Origin of the sequence: Vibrio sp. VB16 (genome assembly GCF_015594925.2) — a bacterium.
Lineage (GTDB): Bacteria > Pseudomonadota > Gammaproteobacteria > Enterobacterales > Vibrionaceae > Vibrio.
The window spans coordinates 2,866,839-2,884,336 of the sequence record NZ_CP087590.1; the positions used below are offsets into that span (position 1 = coordinate 2,866,839).

A 17,498-nucleotide genomic window follows, 5' to 3' on the forward strand; every position below is an offset into this window, starting at 1 on the left:
TCCCCGGTTTAAGCCGGGGATTTTTTATTTATAAAACTACAAACTTTTCAACCCCCACTTTTTGGCTGTCTCATCGAAGAAGCCTTGGGTTTTCTTAAGCTCTACCCAGTGATTAATATAGTTAATCCACACCTGGTCATCTTGAGGTAAAAGCATCGAAATAGGGGTCGGTTTTCGCGCATCTTTGACAGGAACAATAGCCAATTGCTTAAAGCGTTTTACCAATGTTGCTGCTTCAACGTTTGACGTTACTGATACGTCTGCACGGCGAGCAAGTAATTCTTGAAAGTCGCGAGCTGGTGCTTCAATGACAATATGTTCTGCATTCGGAAAAAAATCTTTAACCATTTTTTCCTGAACGGTGCCTAGGGTCGCGGCTACCTTAACACCCGCTTTATTTATATCACTCCAGTCATTAAATTTGTCTAACGATTTCTTTTGAACAACGGGAACAAAAGCCAAATAAAAATAGGGCTGACTATACCCCGCGACTTTCGCCCGAGACATGTTTAATGACGCACTGCCCGTAATATCATATTTGTTTGCAGTGATACCATTAACCAGCGTTTTCCAATCTGCCGCGACATATTCCACTTTTACGCCCAGATCCTTCGCCAGTTCTGTGGTGATATCAATATCAAATCCTTTGTAGCTATTCGTTGCTGGATCTTTGACTGTCATAGGGTTCCAGTCGCCTGTCGTTCCTACTTTAAGCACTCCAGAATTCAAAATTTCTTTCAGACGGCTTGTCTCTGCCGATGCGTTGCCAATACTTAGCATTGTGGTGAGAATTAGTAAGATCCATTTATTCATTGTTATTCCTATTTAATTTGTCCATAACCGTGCAGTACTTGTTAACATAGCACTTACGAGAAGAATTTCTAGAAAAGTGACCATGCCGTTTTTTCATAAGCCATATCTAATTCTTATTTTGTCCCTATCTTTACTCACTGGATGCAGTGATTATGAATGGGGTTGGTATGTACTCAACCCAAATACCGAACAAGGGGCGGCTAACCTTGGATTTTTAGTGTCAGGATTTTACGAGACGATCAATATATCCTTGATCAGCATGGGCTTAGCAATGATTATAGGGCTGCTCATTGCTTTTCTTTCGCTATCAGATTCTCGTTTACTCCGTATTATTAACAGAGTCTACGTCGAGATTATTCGTTCCATACCCGTATTGGTGCTACTGCTTTGGGTCTATTACGGAATGCCGACACTATTAGATGTTAGCCTCAATCACTTTTGGGCTGGAGTTATCGCACTCTCTATCGCAGAAAGTGCATTCCTTGCGGAAGTATTTCGTGGCGGTATTCAATCCGTATCGTTAGGTCAGCATGAATCAGCAGAATCTTTAGGGCTTACTTATTGGCAAAAAATGCGATTAGTGATCCTTCCTCAAGCTATCCGACAAATGCTACCGCCATTGGGTAATCAGTTTGTGTATATTTTGAAGATGTCATCATTAGTGAGCGTCATCGGTCTAAATGACCTGACAAGAAAAGCGAACGAACTTGTCGTCAACGAATATTTACCCCTAGAAATATACAGCGTCTTAGTCATCGAATATCTTGTCTTAATATTAATTGTCTCTCAAGGCGTTAGAATACTTGAGAAAAAACTCGAAATCCCACATCATTAGGTTTAGTGTCATCCAATTATTTTGTTATTTTCACTTCTCATAAACAGAGATCACAGTGGACTTACCTAACAATAAACTGTATAAACACACAGTAGATATTTTAACGATGTTTGAGGAATAACCATGGCTGTAATCGTCAAGTACGTGGTGGAGCGCAACGGAGAAGAAAAGATGACTTTTACCTCTAAGGCTGAAGCTGACGCTTACGACAAAATGTTAGATACGGCTGATGAGCTCTTTGAGCTTATTGGTAAGAGTAAGCTTCTTGAAGATGAATCGAAGCAAGAAGAGCTATCACTATTTTTGGCTCAAAACAAAGAAGAACTGCTTTATGCTTTAGGTGCGAAACGCAAACCCGTCCCTAAAAAGCCAAAAAAAGTAGAAGCTGTTGAAGACCCGCAAGAAGACGCGGCGTAAAAGCATCTAAGCGTAGTAATTAAACTGCGCTTTTTTTTGTTCTCTAGTTTTCTTTTTAAAGAAATATATCGCCAAAAAGACAAGGCGTATCAATTTACAGACTTTCTCCTGTTTTCCCCTTTCATCTATTGTTCGCTCTCATTATGATGACCCCATAGTGAACGATAATTCTATTCTGCTTAACGCATCACGAGAAAAATTGGTTTCTATTTAAGTGAACTCTTTCTCATTCATTACAATCAGACAATACATTTTTGGAGATACGCACAAATGGCTAACTTTTCTCTCGCATTTGGTACCGCGACAAAAAACCGTGACGGTAAAATAATTGAAGCATTCTTCCCTAACCCTATCTTAAATCCAAGCGACGCTCTGGTTTCTGCTTTGGGTCAGGTGAGTGGTTATCAGGGTGGCAACCAATCCATCGAAATTTCTAATCAACTAAGCGGTGAGATTGCAACAGCATTTGCAGCAAACGCTGATGTAGAAAACGCCTCATTTGCAGAGAAAGCCGTAAACTCAGAGCAGCCGCTTGTTCTCGTTATCCTAGCGTCAGATGAGAAACCGCAATCGGTCGCGGAAGGTTTCTTAAAGCTTCAACTTATCTCTAACCGTCTTGTAAAACCTCATGGCACAATATTGGACGGTATCTTTGGTCTTCTGCATAACATTGCGTGGACGAACAAAGGCCCTATCGATCTACCTGAGTTAACTGAACGTCAAATAGACGCTCGCCTAGCAGGCGAGGTTATCAGTGTCGATTGCGTAGACAAATTCCCTAAAATGGTGGATTACGTTGTTCCTGCAGGTATCCGAATCGCGGATACTTCACGAGTACGCCTTGGTGCTCACGTTGGCGAAGGCACAACGGTTATGCATGAAGGTTTCATTAACTTTAATGCGGGTACCAGTGGCGTAAGCATGGTTGAGGGTCGTATTTCGGCGGGTGTTTTGGTCGGTAATGGTTCTGACATTGGTGGTGGTGCGTCTATTATGGGGACTCTTTCTGGCGGTGGTTCAGTGGTCGTTTCTATTGGCGAAAGTAGCTTACTAGGTGCTAACTCTGGCCTTGGTTTCCCTCTAGGCTCCCGTTGCACAGTAGAATCTGGCCTTTACGTTACGGCTGGCTCTAAGGTTCTTATGCTTGACTCACAAGGTCAAGAAGTCGAAGTAGTGAAAGCCAGAGAACTAGCAGGTAAGTCTGATCTATTGTTCCGCCGCAACTCTGTAACGGGCCAGATTGAGTGCCTCACAAACAAATCAGCCGTTGAACTAAACAGCGAACTACACAGCAATAACTAATCATCCATGATTATTTGGAATACTAAATGACTTAAAGGGCTGAACTACCAGCCCTTTTTCTTTTCTGTTTTACGCGCTACTATCATTGCCATCATCATTAGATTTTTAAGTGTCTCATCGTCATGTTTCTCGACCACCAGCTAGCGCAACAGATTGTAAATCGAACCATGGATATTATTGGTAATAATATCAATGTGATGAACCATGCCGGGACGATTATCGCAAGCGGTGATACCAAACGTTTAGGCAAACTGCATGATGGTGCGTTGCTCGCAATTAAGCATGGCGATACCGTGGAAGTGAGTCTCTCAGATGCCTCCAGCTTAAAAGGTGTGAAACCAGGTATTAACCTACTGTTGGTAGCGGAAGGAGAAATCATCGGCGTGGTTGGCATAACCGGTGATCCTGACACCATTCGTAACTACGCTGCATTGGTAAAAATGACGGCAGAAATGATTGTCGAACAAGCAAGGTTAATTGAACAACTGCAATGGGACAGAAGACATAAAGAAGAGTTTATAACCGCGTGGATAAACAATAAACTGTCGATCGTTGAACTTCAAAACTGGGCATCTCGACTTGATATTGATTTATCTAAGCCTAGAGTCGCCGCTGTCATTTGCTTTAATCGATCTAACACCTCCGTCAGTCAAAGCACTATTCGTCAAGTTGTTGAATTACTTGAATACCCAGAGCGAGACAACCTCGTTGCGGTATTATCACTCAATGAAGTTGTGGTTCTTAAACCTTATGTTGATGGTAGTGGGCAGGTATTCAGTAAAAAGGAAAGCCACAGAATTGATCAACTTATTGAACGATTAGAACAAAATGGTATCTTCAACATAAACATCGCCTTAGGTAAATATTTTCCTGGCCCCGAAAACTTGTTCACTTCATTCAAAAGCGCCTTACAAGTAATGGCGTATGGACAATTGCACCTGCCTAACAATAATAAATATCTATTTGAAGATGCACGGTTGCCCGTACTGCTCTCGCCATTAAGTGATTCTTGGCAAGGTAAGCAATTATGCGAACCCTATTACCGATTACTAAAAGAAGATAAGTCTGGTCAATTGACCAAAACGTTGCATGCTCTTTTTGAACACCAAGGCAACCTAAAAGAGTGCGCTGAATCTCTGTTCATCCACAGAAATACTCTACGCTACCGCTTAGACAAAATAGAAAAAATCACGACTATTTCCCCGCATAAGTTTTCAGGTCTCGTCGAGTTATACATTGCGAACCAGATCTCTAAAAACCAGACATAATTGTTCGGATGCACAATAAGCTACCTAAAACTCTCTCTTATTTTGGTTTATCGCCTAAAGTATTTCCTACCCTAACTGTTGATAATACTCTCTAACCAGAAATCATTTCTGGCATCAATAAATAATAATTACTAAATAAACGGAGTTAAACATGGGTCTAATTCTTATCCTACTCGGTGTCATCACATTTATTGTTTTAGCCACCACCAAATTTAAACTACACCCCTTTTTGGCCTTAATCGTCGCCGCTTTCCTTGCTGCTTTTGCTTATGGCCTTCCCGCTAATAGCATCGCTAAAACGATCGCAGGTGGTTTTGGAGGAATACTAGGATATATCGGTTTAGTCATCGTATTAGGTACTATCATTGGTATTATTTTAGAAAAAAGTGGCGCTGCGATTACCATGGCAGACTCAGTAATAAAGGTACTTGGCGAACGTTATCCTACGCTTACGATGAGCATCATCGGGTACATTGTCTCTGTGCCTGTATTTTGTGATTCAGGTTTTGTTATATTGAACTCACTAAAAGAGTCGTTATCAAAACGCCTTAAAACCTCAAGCGTAGCGATGAGTGTTGCTCTTGCCACTGGTTTATATGCTACGCATACTTTCGTCCCGCCAACACCCGGACCTATCGCAGCAGCAGGTAATCTCGGCTTAGAATCGAACCTTGGCCTAGTCATCGGTATTGGTATTTTTGTCGCTGCTACAGCTGCAATCGCAGGAATGCTTTGGGCAAACCGTTTTAAGGATGTAGAACCCGATCTTGTTGATGAACAGTATGAAGAACAGCAGGACTGGAAAGCACTAAAAGCTTCCTATGGTGAACTACCAACCGCTAATCAAGCCTTCGCTCCAATTTTTGTTCCGATTTTACTTATCTGTTTTGGTTCAATTGCAAAATTTCCGAGCAGCCCTTTAGGCAACGGATTTGTATTTGAAACATTCGCATTTTTCGGGCAACCACTTACTGCATTAGTTATTGGTCTGTTCTTATCTGTACGCTTACTAAAAACGGAAAACAAAATTGCTGAATTTAGTGAACGTATTAGCCAAGGTATTACCGCAGCAGCACCGATACTGTTAATTACAGGTGCAGGTGGCGCTTTTGGCGCAGTTCTTAAAGCAACGCCGTTAGGTGAGTACTTAGGTGCAACGCTTTCTGCATTAGGTGTCGGTATATTCATGCCATTTATAGTCGCAGCAGCGCTCAAATCGGCTCAAGGTTCCTCTACCGTAGCGCTTGTAACAACTTCAGCACTAGTTGCACCAATGTTGTCTCAACTTGGCTTAGACTCTGAAATGGGACGAGTATTGACGGTAATGGCAATTGGTGCTGGAGCAATGACCGTTTCTCATGCTAATGATAGCTTCTTCTGGGTCGTATCTCAGTTTAGTCGCATGAGTGTCGGGTTAGCTTATAGAGCACAAACAATGGCAACGTTAGTACAAGGTATAACCGCTATGACGCTCGTTTATATCCTTAGCTTAGTGCTGCTCTAAACCATCATCTAGGAAATAAAATGAAAATCGTTATCGCACCAGATTCATTCAAAGAAAGCCTAACTGCAAAAGAAGTTTGTCAAGCTATTGAGAATGGCCTACGTCGCGTCTGGAAAGAAGCTGAAATCATACATGTGCCTGTTGCCGACGGTGGCGAAGGAACCGTACAGTCTCTGGTGGATGCGACTCAAGGAAAAATAGTTGAGCTTACTGCCACGGGGCCATTACAGAAAAAAGTAGACGCTTTCTATGGCATTTTGGGCGACGGTAAGACCGCTGCTATTGAAATGGCAGCCGCTAGCGGCCTACACCATGTTGAAAGCGCCTTGCGTGACCCGAAGCTCACCTCTAGTTATGGTACCGGTGAGGTAATTCTTCACGCATTAGATAACGGTGCAACGAAACTTATTATTGGTTTAGGCGGCAGCGCAACTAATGATGGTGGTATCGGTATGTTGGATGCGCTCGGTGTTAAGTTCTTTGACAGCAAAGGTCAGCGTATTGAGCCTAACGGTGCTGGGTTAGGTTCAATTGCCACTATCGATAACTCGGAGTTAGATCCTCGCTTTATAAATTGCGAGGTGTTAGTTGCGTGTGATGTAGACAACCCTCTTTGTGGAGAACACGGTGCTACGGCAACATTTGGTCCACAAAAAGGGGCAACGGAGCAAGATATGGTGCTTCTCGATGCGGGAATGCGCAACTTTGGTGAAAAAGTTCAGCAACAACTAGGCAAAAGCATCATCGATGTCGCTGGCGCAGGTGCTGCTGGTGGGATGGGGGGCGCCTTGCTAGGTTTTACCTTTGCAAAACTAAAACCAGGGATTGATATTGTGATGGAAACCGTTGAACTAGGAAAGCAGGTACTGGGTGCAGATTTAGTCATTACTGGCGAAGGTCGCATTGACTGGCAAACCATACACGGAAAAACCCCGATGGGAGTTGCACAAGAAGCGAAAAAAACCAATATCCCCGTGATCGCAATAGCGGGCTGTGTCGGCAAAGACTATCAAGCGGTGTACGACTACGGTATTGATGCTGTATTTGTCGCCATCCCAAGGCCTTTTGACTTAGCCACTGCCTTCATAGAAGCAAAAGTCAATCTGGCAAATCTAGCTGAAAACGTGGCTAGAACGTGGAATATAACGAAGTAATATTAAGCGAAGTAGCTTTGTGAGCAATTACATTTTTATATTGCTATAGCTTTTGCTGAATGCATTCACTAAAAAATACCGCCTATTTGGGCGGTATTTCACTATTTTGTCTTCTACATCAATCATATAGAATCATAGAAGTGTAACGTTTACACGAAAACATTAACCTAAAAAACAACATGTTACCTACTACTTTTTGATTATGCGACACTCCGCATTGCGTTAGTTCCACTATCATTGTTTAATTATAAACGGATGCAATCGAGGTGACGTATGTCAACAATCAAAGATGTAGCAAGAGAATCAGGTGTTTCTGTTGCGACAGTATCAAGGGTAATAAACAAATCTCCTAAAGCGAGTGCAGCCTCTGTAGAGTGCGTAAAAGCAGCAATGAGCAAGTTAGGCTATCGACCCAATGCTAACGCAAGAGCGCTTGTCAATCAGACTACAAACACGGTTGGTGTACTCGTTTCTGACGTATCCGATCCTTTTTTTGGCACGGCAGTAAAAGCCATTGATAACGTTGCTCAGGATCATGGTAAACATATCCTTATTTGTAACGGTTACCACGACCCAAAACTTGAAAGAGAATCTATTGAGCTTTTGATCAATAGCCGTTGCGAATCTTTAATCATCCATGCTAAAAGTTTAACCGATAAAGAACTGATCGACTTTGCTAATGAAGTTCCCGGAATGGTCATTATCAATCGACATATTCCCGAACTAGCTGATAGATGTATCTCTTTAGATAACCGTAAAGGGTCCTATTTAGCCACTGAGTTTTTAATTCGTCATGGTCATACTAAAATTGCCTGTATCACCTCATCACATGCAATCGAAGATGTCGAGGAACGAGTCGAAGGCTATCTAGCCGCGATGAAAGATAATGGTTTGGTGGCAACCAAAAGCCACATTGAATACGGTGAGCCTAATAGTGAAGGTGGCGAGTATGCAGCAACAAACTTGTTAACTAAATCAGTCCATTTTACGGCCGTTGTCGCTTACAACGACTACATGGCTGCAGGTGCTATCTCGATATTTGAAGAAAACGGAATGAAAGTGCCACAAGAGATGTCTATTGTAGGCTTCGATGATGGGTTAATCGCTCGCTATATTCACCCAAAACTTACAACGATACGCTATCCTATTAAGTTAATGGCGGAAAAAGCGGCTCGACTTTCTCTCTCTCTTGCAAAAAAAGAGAATATCGAACCGGAAGCGAATCGCTTCTCCCCTACGATCGTCCGTAGAGAGTCAGTGGTAAAAATTTAGTTCCGGTTAATTGGCCTAGCGGAGGGATAACGATGAAAAGCAAACGGGCATCAGATTATTTTCACGGAGAAGAAGGTTACAATTGCGCACAGGCCGTCTTGAAAGCCTTTCAACCAGAATCAGGTATGTCTGAACAGGTTATTCGTTCAGCTGTTGTGGCTGGGGGTGGGCGAGCTAGAGAAGGGACATGTGGCGCACTTTACTCAGCCATCATTTTACTTGGCGAAGGTGAACATTCTAACCAGCTGTCACAAGAATTCTTAGGTGTTGTTGGCTCTACACTATGTAGCGACATTAAGAAATCCGAATGTGGTTGTCGTGGTTTTGTTAGTAAAGCCGCTGAGTTAACCGAAAAACACATACACAAAATAGACAAACAGAATTCAGAATATGTCACAGCAAGAGAATTTCGCGAAATAGAAATGCTCCCTCAACCAAAAGAGTAATGTCGATTTACACTGTCGAAATCATAAACACTTACCCGCACAGACCCAATTTTACGACTAATGACAAAAAAGAATCCCACTTTCGTGGGATTCTAAATTAATTACTGCGTTTTAATTGTGCCCCAAACTCAAATCCATATCGAGTTTGATAACTGTATTCATCTCCGGGACGTAAGATCGAACTCTCTTGCTCCCACTCAGGGTGATTTGGTGAGTCAGGTAAAAACTGAGTTTCTAATGCGACACCAGCGTAGGCAGGATACGCTTTACCTGTACGTCCTTTCTCTCCGGCAAGCCAGTTCCCTGTGTATAGCTGAATAGCGGGCTTGTTCGTATATACTCTCATCTCTACTTTCTTATCGACTGTAGTGACGGTTGCTGCACACGCACCAGTACGACACTCTGGATTTAAAAAGAAAGAGTGATCATATCCGTTAGCAGGTTGTTGTTGCTCGTCTGCTAACAAATCTTGCTCTATCGTTTTCGCTGCTCTGAAATCAAAACCCGTACCGATGACTGGCGCTAATGCACCAAGCGGAATACCAACATCATTGGTTGGCAAATAGCGATCTGCGTTTATTTGCAAAGCGTATGATTTACAATCCTTACCTGAAGACTCACCTTGCAGATTAAAATAAGCATGGTTAGTAAGATTGATAGGCGTCGCTTTATCTGTTGACGCTTTAAAGCTGATGACAACCTGATTGTCATCGGTCAACTGATAGGTAACAAAGACATCCAGATTACCTGGAAAACCTTGGTCTCCGTCTGGTGATACTAAGTTAAACTGAACATAATTGGATCCCTGAGAAGCCACGTTCCAACGCCTTGCATTGAACCCATTTGGACCGCCATGAAGGGCGTTTCCAGCTTGATTAGTCAGAACTTGATATTTTTTATTGTCGATCTCAAACTGACCTAGCGCGATACGATTGGCAAATCGGCCCGCGGTTACGCCCATATAAGAAGACATTTTTTTAAAGTCTTCCATATTTGAGGTACCTAAAAGCACCTCTCGACCTTTATTACCAATAGGCAAAACGCAACTAAGCCATGTTGCGCCAATGTCCATCAAGGTAATGGTCATTCCAGATTTGTTTTCAATTTTGATTAACGACGCTGGGTGCCCATCAAAGGCAGCCTCTTTCGTCATTGTTTCAATTAGTGTGTCAGCCATGACTATTGATTACCTTTATTCTTAGTATTGCGGCTAAACTAGTCCTGCGCCATCTTTTGCTTGGCACACATAGATAGACGCTTTGAGACCCGTTGCTGCTTCATATTTTTCTTGTATTGTTTCTTTAACGTTATCAACAAGAGCGGGTGGTATAAGTGCTACGATACAACCACCGAAACCTCCGCCAGTCATACGAACACCACCTTTATCGCCGATAACCTCTTTAACCATATCTACCAGAGTATCAATCTCTTTAACAGTAATTTCGAAGTCGTCTCGCATAGAAGCGTGAGATTGGGCCATTAGCTCTCCCATACGCTTCATGTCACCCAATTTAAGAGCCTTAGCGGCTTCTACAGTGCGATCGTTTTCAGTGATAACATGTCTAGCCCGATCAGCCACTACTGGGGTTAACTCTGTCTCACGAGCTTCAAATTGTTCGATAGTGACATCTCGCAATGCTTTCACATTGAATACGCGGGCTGCCTCTTCACACTGTTCACGACGAGTATTGTATTCACTATCGACTAAACCACGTTTCTTGTTTGAATTAATAATAACCACAGACATGTCCGTTGGCATCGAAACGGCTTGCGTTTCAAGTGAACGACAATCGATGAGCAGTGCATGGTGCTCTTTACCTTCGGCTGAAATAAGTTGGTCCATAATGCCGCAATTACAGCCTACAAACTCATTCTCTGCTTGCTGACCGTTTAGTGCGACCTCAGCTTGGCTAATATCTAATTTGTATAATTCTTTAAATGTTTGACCAATAACAACTTCTAGTGCAGCAGAAGAACTCAATCCAGCGCCTTGAGGGACGTTACCGCTGACAGAAATATCGGCACCTTTGAACTCATATCCACGCCCTCTCAAGCACTTTACTACACCACGAATGTAGTTTGCCCACATACGGTTTTCTTGAAATAGGATCTCTTCAGTGAGATCAAACTCATCGATTTCATTATCATAATCAACAGAAACGACACGAATAATGTTGTCATCTCGCGTTGCTGCGGCGACAACCGTTTGATAATTAATTGCGCAAGGAAGCACAAAACCATCATTATAATCTGTGTGCTCACCAATAAGGTTTACTCGCCCTGGTGCCTGAATGAGGTGTGTGGCTTCATAACCTAGCACTCGGCTAAATGAAGCTTTCACACTGTTAGATAATGTCGTCATAGTATTTTCTCTTTTCATTTTGGGTTGACTCTCAACGCACCAACTTTCGCAGAAAGTTGAGAACCATAATTCTTTACCGTTCGTTTTTGATCTTTCGTTTTAATAGAACAGATCGATTACTTCTGCTCTTTAAAATGCACGTCACTTAAATCTCGCAGTCTTTGAGCTGCTTGCTCTGCGGTAAGGTCACGTTGAGACTCCGCCAGCATTTCATAGCCAACCATAAATTTACGCACTGATGCGCTACGCAACAAAGGAGGATAAAACAGTGCATGAAGTTGCCAATGTTCTATATCCGTTCCCTCTTCAAAGAAAGGGGCGTAATGCCACCCCATTGAGTAGGGGAATGAACACTCAAATAGGTTGTCATATCGGCTAGTAAGTTTTTTAATTGCCAATGCCAGGTCATCACGTTGTTCGTCGCTCAATTCACTCATACGACGAATGTGTGTTTTGGGAAGCAACATTGTCTCAAATGGCCATGCTGCCCAATAAGGAACAACGGCAATCCAGTGTTCTGTTTCAACAACGGTTCGTTCACCGTCTTTCATTTCTGCTTGAACATAATCAACCAGAAGATTGGTTCCTTGATCTTCGTAATACGCTTTAAGATTCTTCTCTTTACGTTCAATTTCATTAGGTAGAAAGCTGTTTGCCCATATTTGACCATGTGGATGCGGCTGAGAACACCCCATTGCTTCGCCCTTGTTTTCGAAAGCTTGAACCCAAAGATACTCTTTACCTAACGCTTCAATTTGTTCGTTCCACGTATCAATTACGCCACGAATTTCGTTCACTGGAAGTTCTGGCAGTGTTTTACTGTGATCAGGTGAAAAGCAGATCACTCGGCTAAGACCACGTACACCTTGTGTTTTAAACAACGGATTTTCGGATTCAGGTGCATCGGGTGAATCTATCATTAATGCGGCGAAATCATTGCTGAATACGTACGTACCTTCATAATTTGGATTCTTATCGCCAGAGATACGAGTATTGCCTGCACAAAGAAAACAATCTTCATCGTAATGAGCGAGTTCCGCTGTATCGGGCTTTTCATCTTGACCACTCCAAGGGCGCTTTGCTCGATGTGGAGAAACCAAAATCCACTGGCCAGTGAGAGGATTGTAACGGCGATGAGGGTGATCAATTGGATTGAATTTTATTTCAGACATACACGTTCTCGATAATTTGTTGGCAGCTAGGCACTCGTTAGAGCACCTAGTTTTAGATTTTATTAGTAACCTTGTGGGTTCTTCGATTGCCAATTCCACGTATCAGCAGTCATCTCCGTTACAGTACGAGTCGCCTTCCAACCAAGGTCTTTTTCTGCCTTAGCGGTACTCGCCCAGCATTCAGCGATATCACCGGGACGGCGAGGACACAGTTCGTAAGGTACGGATTTTTCACTCGCTTGAGCAAACGCGGCTACCATTTCCAGCACACTAGAACCTTTGCCTGTACCTAGGTTGTATATGTGCAAACCTGATTTCTTACCCACTGAATTAAGCGCTGCGATATGACCATCGGCTAAATCCATCACATGGATATAATCACGGACACCCGTACCATCCGGTGTGGCATAGTCAGCACCAAAAACAGACAATTTTTCACGACGGCCAACAGCAACTTGAGCGATGAAAGGCATCAAATTGTTAGGAATCCCTTGAGGGTCTTCCCCCATGGTTCCCGACGGATGTGCACCAACTGGATTAAAATAGCGAAGTAACGTAATACTCCAATCAGGTTGCGAGTTGAAGAAGTCAGTTAGCACTCCCTCTACCATGTATTTGCTACTACCATAAGGATTTGTTGTCGCCCCAACAGGAGAATCCTCTGTAATTGGCACCACTTCAGGGTCGCCATATACGGTTGCAGAAGAACTGAACACAATGCTTTTCACACCGGCAGTTCGCATGGCTCTAGCCAATACAAGTGAACCATTTACATTATTGTCATAATATTCAAGCGGTTTTGCTACGGACTCACCAACGGCTTTCAATCCTGCAAAATGAATGACAGAATCAAACTTGTGTTCAGAAAAAACTTTATTTAAAAATGCTTCATCGCGAATGTCACCTTCATAAAACATAGGGCGTACATTGGTAAGAGCTTCAATTCGGTTAAGGACTGTTGTTTTACTATTACAAAGATTATCAAGAATAATTGGCTCAATGCCTGCTTCCAACATTTGAACACACGTATGACTTCCTATGTAACCCATGCCACCAGTAACTAAAACTTTCACATTAGCCTCTCTATCTTCACTATTTCGCGAATAAAATTAAACTCTAATAAGTGCTCTTTTAAAAATGAGCCTATATATAGAATATGTATGCAGTGTAGAGGCAATCTGCCTCCCTTGCTGTGATCAAAATCAAAGTGTGTAAACGTTTCCACAAAAAATGTAAAAGTCCAAGCAACATACTTAGACTTAAATAATCTTATCGCAATTCAGATTTTCAAACTATTGGCCAAATAGCGGTAGATCGAGGACTTAATAACGCTATACAAATTACATAGCGGCTTTCACTGCTCGTGCTAACCTTTCTGGTGCCTTTTTGGGGTCGGCTGATTCATCGTTAAAAAACTCACTGATCACATCTATCATGGCATCTCGAATGTAGCTGGTTGTGGACATATCCGCTGAAAAGCTTGGCAATAAATTTTTGCTCCCTTCCGCCATAGTAAAGGCCGTCTTGGATTTAAATGAGCAATCATCAAACCTTTGCATAGACACATCCGTTCTTGCCGGTAACGACCCCTTACTGAAGTTAAACGCTTCTTGAAAGGATTTGGACATGATCGTTTTTGCTAGCTCTTTTTGCCCTTGCCCTCGAGACGGGTCATGCGATTTAAAGAACACAAAGCTATCTATATTGTAACTAAAAATCCCTTCGGTTCCCGGCGCAGGAATGCAAAGGTAATCCTTACCAGCGACCTTTCCGGCTACCGTCAACTCTCCTTTTACCCAATCCCCCATAAGCTGCATTGCAGCCTCACCATTCATCAGCATCTGTGTGGCGGCATTCCAATCTCGACCTAACGCTTTATCATCGATATAGGTGCGCATCTTTTTAAATGCCGTAAATACTTGCTCCATTTTTTTACTCGACAATACACCTAAGTCCAACTCTACAAATGCCTTGTAATAATCGTCAGGTCCTAAGATAGCAATAGCAATTGATTCGAATACTGTTGCGTCCTGCCAAGGCTGTCGACCGTGGGCTAAAGGAATATATCCTGCGGCTTTTATAGCATCAGCCACAACAAAAAATTCATCAAGTGTACGTGGGATAGGAACGCCGACTTTTTCCATCACTTTTGGATTTATCCATAACCAGTTCACCCTATGAATATTCACCGGTGCGGCCACATACCGCCCTTTGTATTTCATGGTGTCAGAAACCAATTTAGGTAATAGAGAGTCCCACTGATCTTCTTTAGCCACTTCATCTAAGCTGGTAAGAAAGCCTAATTTTGTCCACTCTTGGATATCAAATCCCTTTATCTGCGCCGATGTAGGTGGATTTCCGGATACCGCTCGTGCTTTTAATACCATCATCGCACTCTGCCCACCACCTCCAGCAACGGAGAAATCTTTCCAAACGTGACCTCTCTCTTCAACACCCTGTTTTAGCAATTCAGCCGAGCGTGCTTCACCTCCTGACGTCCACCAATGCAAAACCTCGATCTCACTCGCATTGGTTAATGAGGCGGATAACATCGCGAAAATAAGCGACAAAAATGAGAACACCATTTTTTTGACGATCTGTCGTACGTTGAATAAATCTAGAATTTTTGTCATCTTAATGTTGCTCTTTGTAAGTCTACCTGTACTTGTAAACCGCCTTCCTCTCGGTTACACATGACCAATTGGCCACCAAGTGAATTAATAATGCTTCTGGATATCCCAAGGCCTAATCCATGTCCTTCACTGTCTTTTGCTAAACGGAAGTAGGGTTTAAATACGTCTTCCATTCTTGATTCAGGAATCCCTGGACCTTTATCAATAATAATGATTCGTAGTAAGTCCGTTTCATCGCTCACGGAAACAGTCACCTTATCTCCGTACTTCACACCATTGCCGATAAGGTTGGAAAGACATCTTTTTAAAGCCAGTGGTTTGCATACTAGTGGTTCTATATTTAATGAGGTAAAGACAACACGCTGCTCGTGAGTATTATACTGCTCAGCAATACTTTCTAGCATGTCGACGACGTCAACTTGCACTAAGTTCTCATGTATATCAGTATCTTTTACCGTCTGTAGAGCCCCTTTCACCATAAGCTCTAATTCATCCAAGTCTCTGTTAAATTTTAATCCTCTCTGATCGTCTTCAATAAGTTCGGAACGAATTCTCAGTCGAGTAATCGGTGTCTTTAGATCATGGGAAATAGCGGTAAATAGTCGCTCTCTATCATCAATGTGTTTTTTAAGGCTTTCCTGCATACGGTTAAATGCTCGTGTCGCCGTCACTAACTCACTTGCCCCCTCTTCAATTAAAGGGGGTTGGTTTATATCGGTGCTTAAAGCGTTCGCCGCTTTGGCGAGGTTCTTCAAAGGCTTAACCTGTCTACGAACCATAGTGTAGGTAAACGTCATCAGCAACGCCGTAATAAAGAAGATGAAAAACATCTGTTGATTGGAGATGACTTCATCTTCAAGTAAAGCATATGGAGCAGGAAGCAAGGCGGCGATATAAAGCCATTCATTTTCAGCCAATCGTATCTGCACTACTAAAATAGGCGGGTTAAGCGGTTCCAGTATGAGTGTGTAATGAGCCCAAGATTTAGGCAGATCACCAAGTAGTGTATCATTGGTTAATACATGCAGATTTTCTGGCCTAGAGAACTCCACTTTCACATCATTCACATCACTGAGTTTTTCTAGTTTCTTTGCCAGTACGTCTTTCACCACGTTGACGGTGACGTTTTTCATTTCACCCCGACGTGCAGGATCAATGATTATTTCTTCTTCATTGAACGAAACGAAAAATCGAGTTCCACCTATATTTCTTAGCTGGTTCAATACCATATGCCGATATTCTAAAGGCAACGACTGGAAAAAATTTGCGGTTGAAGCAAAGTTATTTGCCATGCTGGTCGCGGTCGATGTCAGCCCTTCTATCTCTCTATCTTTTGATTGGGTATACCAGATAGTCGTTGCAATAAGTTGGGCAAGTATTACCGACAATAAGGTTAACCATAAGGTTCGAGAAACTAGTGAACGAGGCACAATGGGTGCACACTTTTCGAGTATAATTTCGTATACACCAACGAGTTTACTTATATTCCGACTACGCTTAGACAGGTTAATCTTCATATATCACATCGGCAGAAAGTATATACCCGTCGCCGCGCATCGTTTTAATTAACTTTGGTTTTTTGCCACTATCCCCAAGTTGTTGGCGCAGGCGAGATAATTGAACATCAAGTCCTCTCTCCGTCGGTAAGGCGTTTCGACCTTTGATGACTTGAGAGATAGTGTCCCTATCTAATATCTGATTGGGATTCTCCAGAAATAACATCAATAGAGTAAAGTCCTTACCTGATAATTCAAACTCATCATTGGTTTCAAGGTTTGTTAGCGTGTGAGACTGAACATGGAGTTTCCAACGAGCGAATTGGATAGATTTTGGTTTATGCTTTTCAGTTGCCACTTCCATCGTTTGAGTCCGACGTAACATCGCCTTGATTCTCGCCGTAAGTTGGCGTGGGCTGAACGGTTTTGCGACGTAATCATCAGCACCAATTTCTAACCCGACGATTTGATCCGTTTCATCAGAGACCGCTGTCAGCATAATAATAGGGACATTAGAAGATTTACGAACGTATTGACACAATGTGAAGCCATCATCACCTGGCATCATGACATCTAACAAGATTAGGTCCGGCTCGATTTCAAGCAATCGGCGCTTCATCTCTTCTCCTTCGGATGCCAAAATGACGCTGTATCCAGCTCTTGTTAAATATTCTTCAAGAAGGTCACGAATTTCCTCATCATCATCAACAACAAGTATTCGTTTGTTTGCATACATAAATCTCATCCTTCTATTATTGTGTGCTGTAGGGTTATCACAACGTATCTCTATATAATCGTAATAAATTTTTAAAGCAATAACTAAA

At 42.4% G+C, this 17,498-nt stretch carries 16 protein-coding genes; 8 read left to right on the forward strand and 8 right to left on the reverse strand.

From position 1 onward, the window contains the following. Positions 1 to 36: 36 nt before the first annotated feature. Positions 37 to 780, reverse strand: a complete 744-nt coding sequence (locus IUZ65_RS13085; protein ID WP_229638176.1) for a transporter substrate-binding domain-containing protein — start codon at positions 778 to 780, stop codon at positions 37 to 39. Positions 781 to 895: 115 nt separating this feature from the next. Here IUZ65_RS13085 and IUZ65_RS13090 point away from each other — a divergent pair, with 115 nt between their 5' ends. From IUZ65_RS13090 to IUZ65_RS13125, 8 genes are all read left to right on the forward strand, one after another. Then, positions 896 to 1,648, forward strand: a complete 753-nt coding sequence (locus IUZ65_RS13090; RefSeq protein WP_195704137.1) for an amino acid ABC transporter permease — start codon at positions 896 to 898, stop codon at positions 1,646 to 1,648. Between the two features lie 123 nt (positions 1,649 to 1,771). Then, a complete protein-coding gene (locus tag IUZ65_RS13095; RefSeq protein ID WP_195704138.1) occupies positions 1,772 to 2,065 on the forward strand; it encodes a YebG family protein in 294 nt (97 codons plus the stop codon). A 270-nt stretch (positions 2,066 to 2,335) separates the two neighbouring features. After that, complete coding sequence (gene dapD / locus IUZ65_RS13100; protein WP_195704139.1) at positions 2,336 to 3,367, forward strand: 2,3,4,5-tetrahydropyridine-2,6-dicarboxylate N-succinyltransferase; 1,032 nt, start codon at positions 2,336 to 2,338, stop codon at positions 3,365 to 3,367. 122 nt (positions 3,368 to 3,489) lie between these two features. Then, a complete protein-coding gene (locus tag IUZ65_RS13105; protein WP_195704140.1) occupies positions 3,490 to 4,635 on the forward strand; it encodes a sugar diacid recognition domain-containing protein in 1,146 nt (381 codons plus the stop codon). 151 nt (positions 4,636 to 4,786) lie between these two features. Further along, positions 4,787 to 6,139 (forward strand): GntP family permease, encoded by a 1,353-nt coding sequence (locus IUZ65_RS13110; protein WP_195704141.1) that lies wholly within the window; start codon positions 4,787 to 4,789, stop codon positions 6,137 to 6,139. Between the two features lie 20 nt (positions 6,140 to 6,159). Beyond that, the gene (locus tag IUZ65_RS13115; protein ID WP_195704142.1) at positions 6,160 to 7,293 is read left to right on the forward strand and encodes a glycerate kinase; all 1,134 of its coding nucleotides are present in this window, start codon (positions 6,160 to 6,162) and stop codon (positions 7,291 to 7,293) included. Between the two features lie 273 nt (positions 7,294 to 7,566). Beyond that, complete coding sequence (locus IUZ65_RS13120; RefSeq protein WP_195704143.1) at positions 7,567 to 8,565, forward strand: substrate-binding domain-containing protein; 999 nt, start codon at positions 7,567 to 7,569, stop codon at positions 8,563 to 8,565. Positions 8,566 to 8,597: 32 nt separating this feature from the next. After that, complete coding sequence (locus tag IUZ65_RS13125; protein WP_195704144.1) at positions 8,598 to 9,011, forward strand: C-GCAxxG-C-C family protein; 414 nt, start codon at positions 8,598 to 8,600, stop codon at positions 9,009 to 9,011. Positions 9,012 to 9,108: 97 nt separating this feature from the next. Here IUZ65_RS13125 and galM read toward each other — a convergent pair whose 3' ends face one another. The 7 genes from galM to IUZ65_RS13160 form a co-directional block, all read right to left on the reverse strand. Further along, positions 9,109 to 10,194 (reverse strand): galactose-1-epimerase, encoded by a 1,086-nt coding sequence (gene galM, locus IUZ65_RS13130; protein WP_443083744.1) that lies wholly within the window; start codon positions 10,192 to 10,194, stop codon positions 9,109 to 9,111. 27 nt (positions 10,195 to 10,221) lie between these two features. Then, positions 10,222 to 11,373: a galactokinase gene (gene galK, locus IUZ65_RS13135; RefSeq protein WP_195704146.1), complete on the reverse strand. Its 1,152-nt coding sequence runs from the start codon at positions 11,371 to 11,373 to the stop codon at positions 10,222 to 10,224. Positions 11,374 to 11,489: 116 nt separating this feature from the next. Next, positions 11,490 to 12,545: a UDP-glucose--hexose-1-phosphate uridylyltransferase gene (locus IUZ65_RS13140; RefSeq protein ID WP_195704147.1), complete on the reverse strand. Its 1,056-nt coding sequence runs from the start codon at positions 12,543 to 12,545 to the stop codon at positions 11,490 to 11,492. A gap of 62 nt (positions 12,546 to 12,607) precedes the next feature. After that, a complete protein-coding gene (gene galE / locus IUZ65_RS13145) occupies positions 12,608 to 13,618 on the reverse strand; it encodes a UDP-glucose 4-epimerase GalE (protein ID WP_195704148.1) in 1,011 nt (336 codons plus the stop codon). Between the two features lie 267 nt (positions 13,619 to 13,885). Continuing rightward, a complete protein-coding gene (locus tag IUZ65_RS13150; RefSeq protein WP_195705115.1) occupies positions 13,886 to 15,130 on the reverse strand; it encodes an ABC transporter substrate-binding protein in 1,245 nt (414 codons plus the stop codon). A 44-nt stretch (positions 15,131 to 15,174) separates the two neighbouring features. Further along, the gene (locus IUZ65_RS13155; protein ID WP_231363614.1) at positions 15,175 to 16,611 is read right to left on the reverse strand and encodes an ATP-binding protein; all 1,437 of its coding nucleotides are present in this window, start codon (positions 16,609 to 16,611) and stop codon (positions 15,175 to 15,177) included. A 73-nt stretch (positions 16,612 to 16,684) separates the two neighbouring features. Beyond that, on the reverse strand, positions 16,685 to 17,410 hold the full coding sequence (locus IUZ65_RS13160) for a response regulator (RefSeq protein ID WP_195704150.1): 726 nt from the start codon (positions 17,408 to 17,410) through the stop codon (positions 16,685 to 16,687). Positions 17,411 to 17,498 lie beyond the last annotated feature (88 nt).

Bases quoted from the DNA above. Each gene is read 5' to 3' on its own strand.
- dapD (WP_195704139.1), top strand. From the start codon at position 2,336: ATGGCTAACTTTTCTCTCGCATTTGGTACCGCGACAAAAAACCGTGAC.
- IUZ65_RS13160 (WP_195704150.1), bottom strand. From the start codon at position 17,410: ATGTATGCAAACAAACGAATACTTGTTGTTGATGATGATGAGGAAATT.
- IUZ65_RS13120 (WP_195704143.1), top strand. From the start codon at position 7,567: ATGTCAACAATCAAAGATGTAGCAAGAGAATCAGGTGTTTCTGTTGCG.
- IUZ65_RS13090 (WP_195704137.1), top strand. From the start codon at position 896: ATGCCGTTTTTTCATAAGCCATATCTAATTCTTATTTTGTCCCTATCT.
- IUZ65_RS13115 (WP_195704142.1), top strand. From the start codon at position 6,160: ATGAAAATCGTTATCGCACCAGATTCATTCAAAGAAAGCCTAACTGCA.
- IUZ65_RS13105 (WP_195704140.1), top strand. From the start codon at position 3,490: ATGTTTCTCGACCACCAGCTAGCGCAACAGATTGTAAATCGAACCATG.
- galK (WP_195704146.1), bottom strand. From the start codon at position 11,373: ATGACGACATTATCTAACAGTGTGAAAGCTTCATTTAGCCGAGTGCTA.
- IUZ65_RS13150 (WP_195705115.1), bottom strand. From the start codon at position 15,130: ATGGTGTTCTCATTTTTGTCGCTTATTTTCGCGATGTTATCCGCCTCA.
- IUZ65_RS13140 (WP_195704147.1), bottom strand. From the start codon at position 12,545: ATGTCTGAAATAAAATTCAATCCAATTGATCACCCTCATCGCCGTTAC.
- IUZ65_RS13095 (WP_195704138.1), top strand. From the start codon at position 1,772: ATGGCTGTAATCGTCAAGTACGTGGTGGAGCGCAACGGAGAAGAAAAG.
- IUZ65_RS13085 (WP_229638176.1), bottom strand. From the start codon at position 780: ATGCTAAGTATTGGCAACGCATCGGCAGAGACAAGCCGTCTGAAAGAA.
- IUZ65_RS13110 (WP_195704141.1), top strand. From the start codon at position 4,787: ATGGGTCTAATTCTTATCCTACTCGGTGTCATCACATTTATTGTTTTA.
- IUZ65_RS13125 (WP_195704144.1), top strand. From the start codon at position 8,598: ATGAAAAGCAAACGGGCATCAGATTATTTTCACGGAGAAGAAGGTTAC.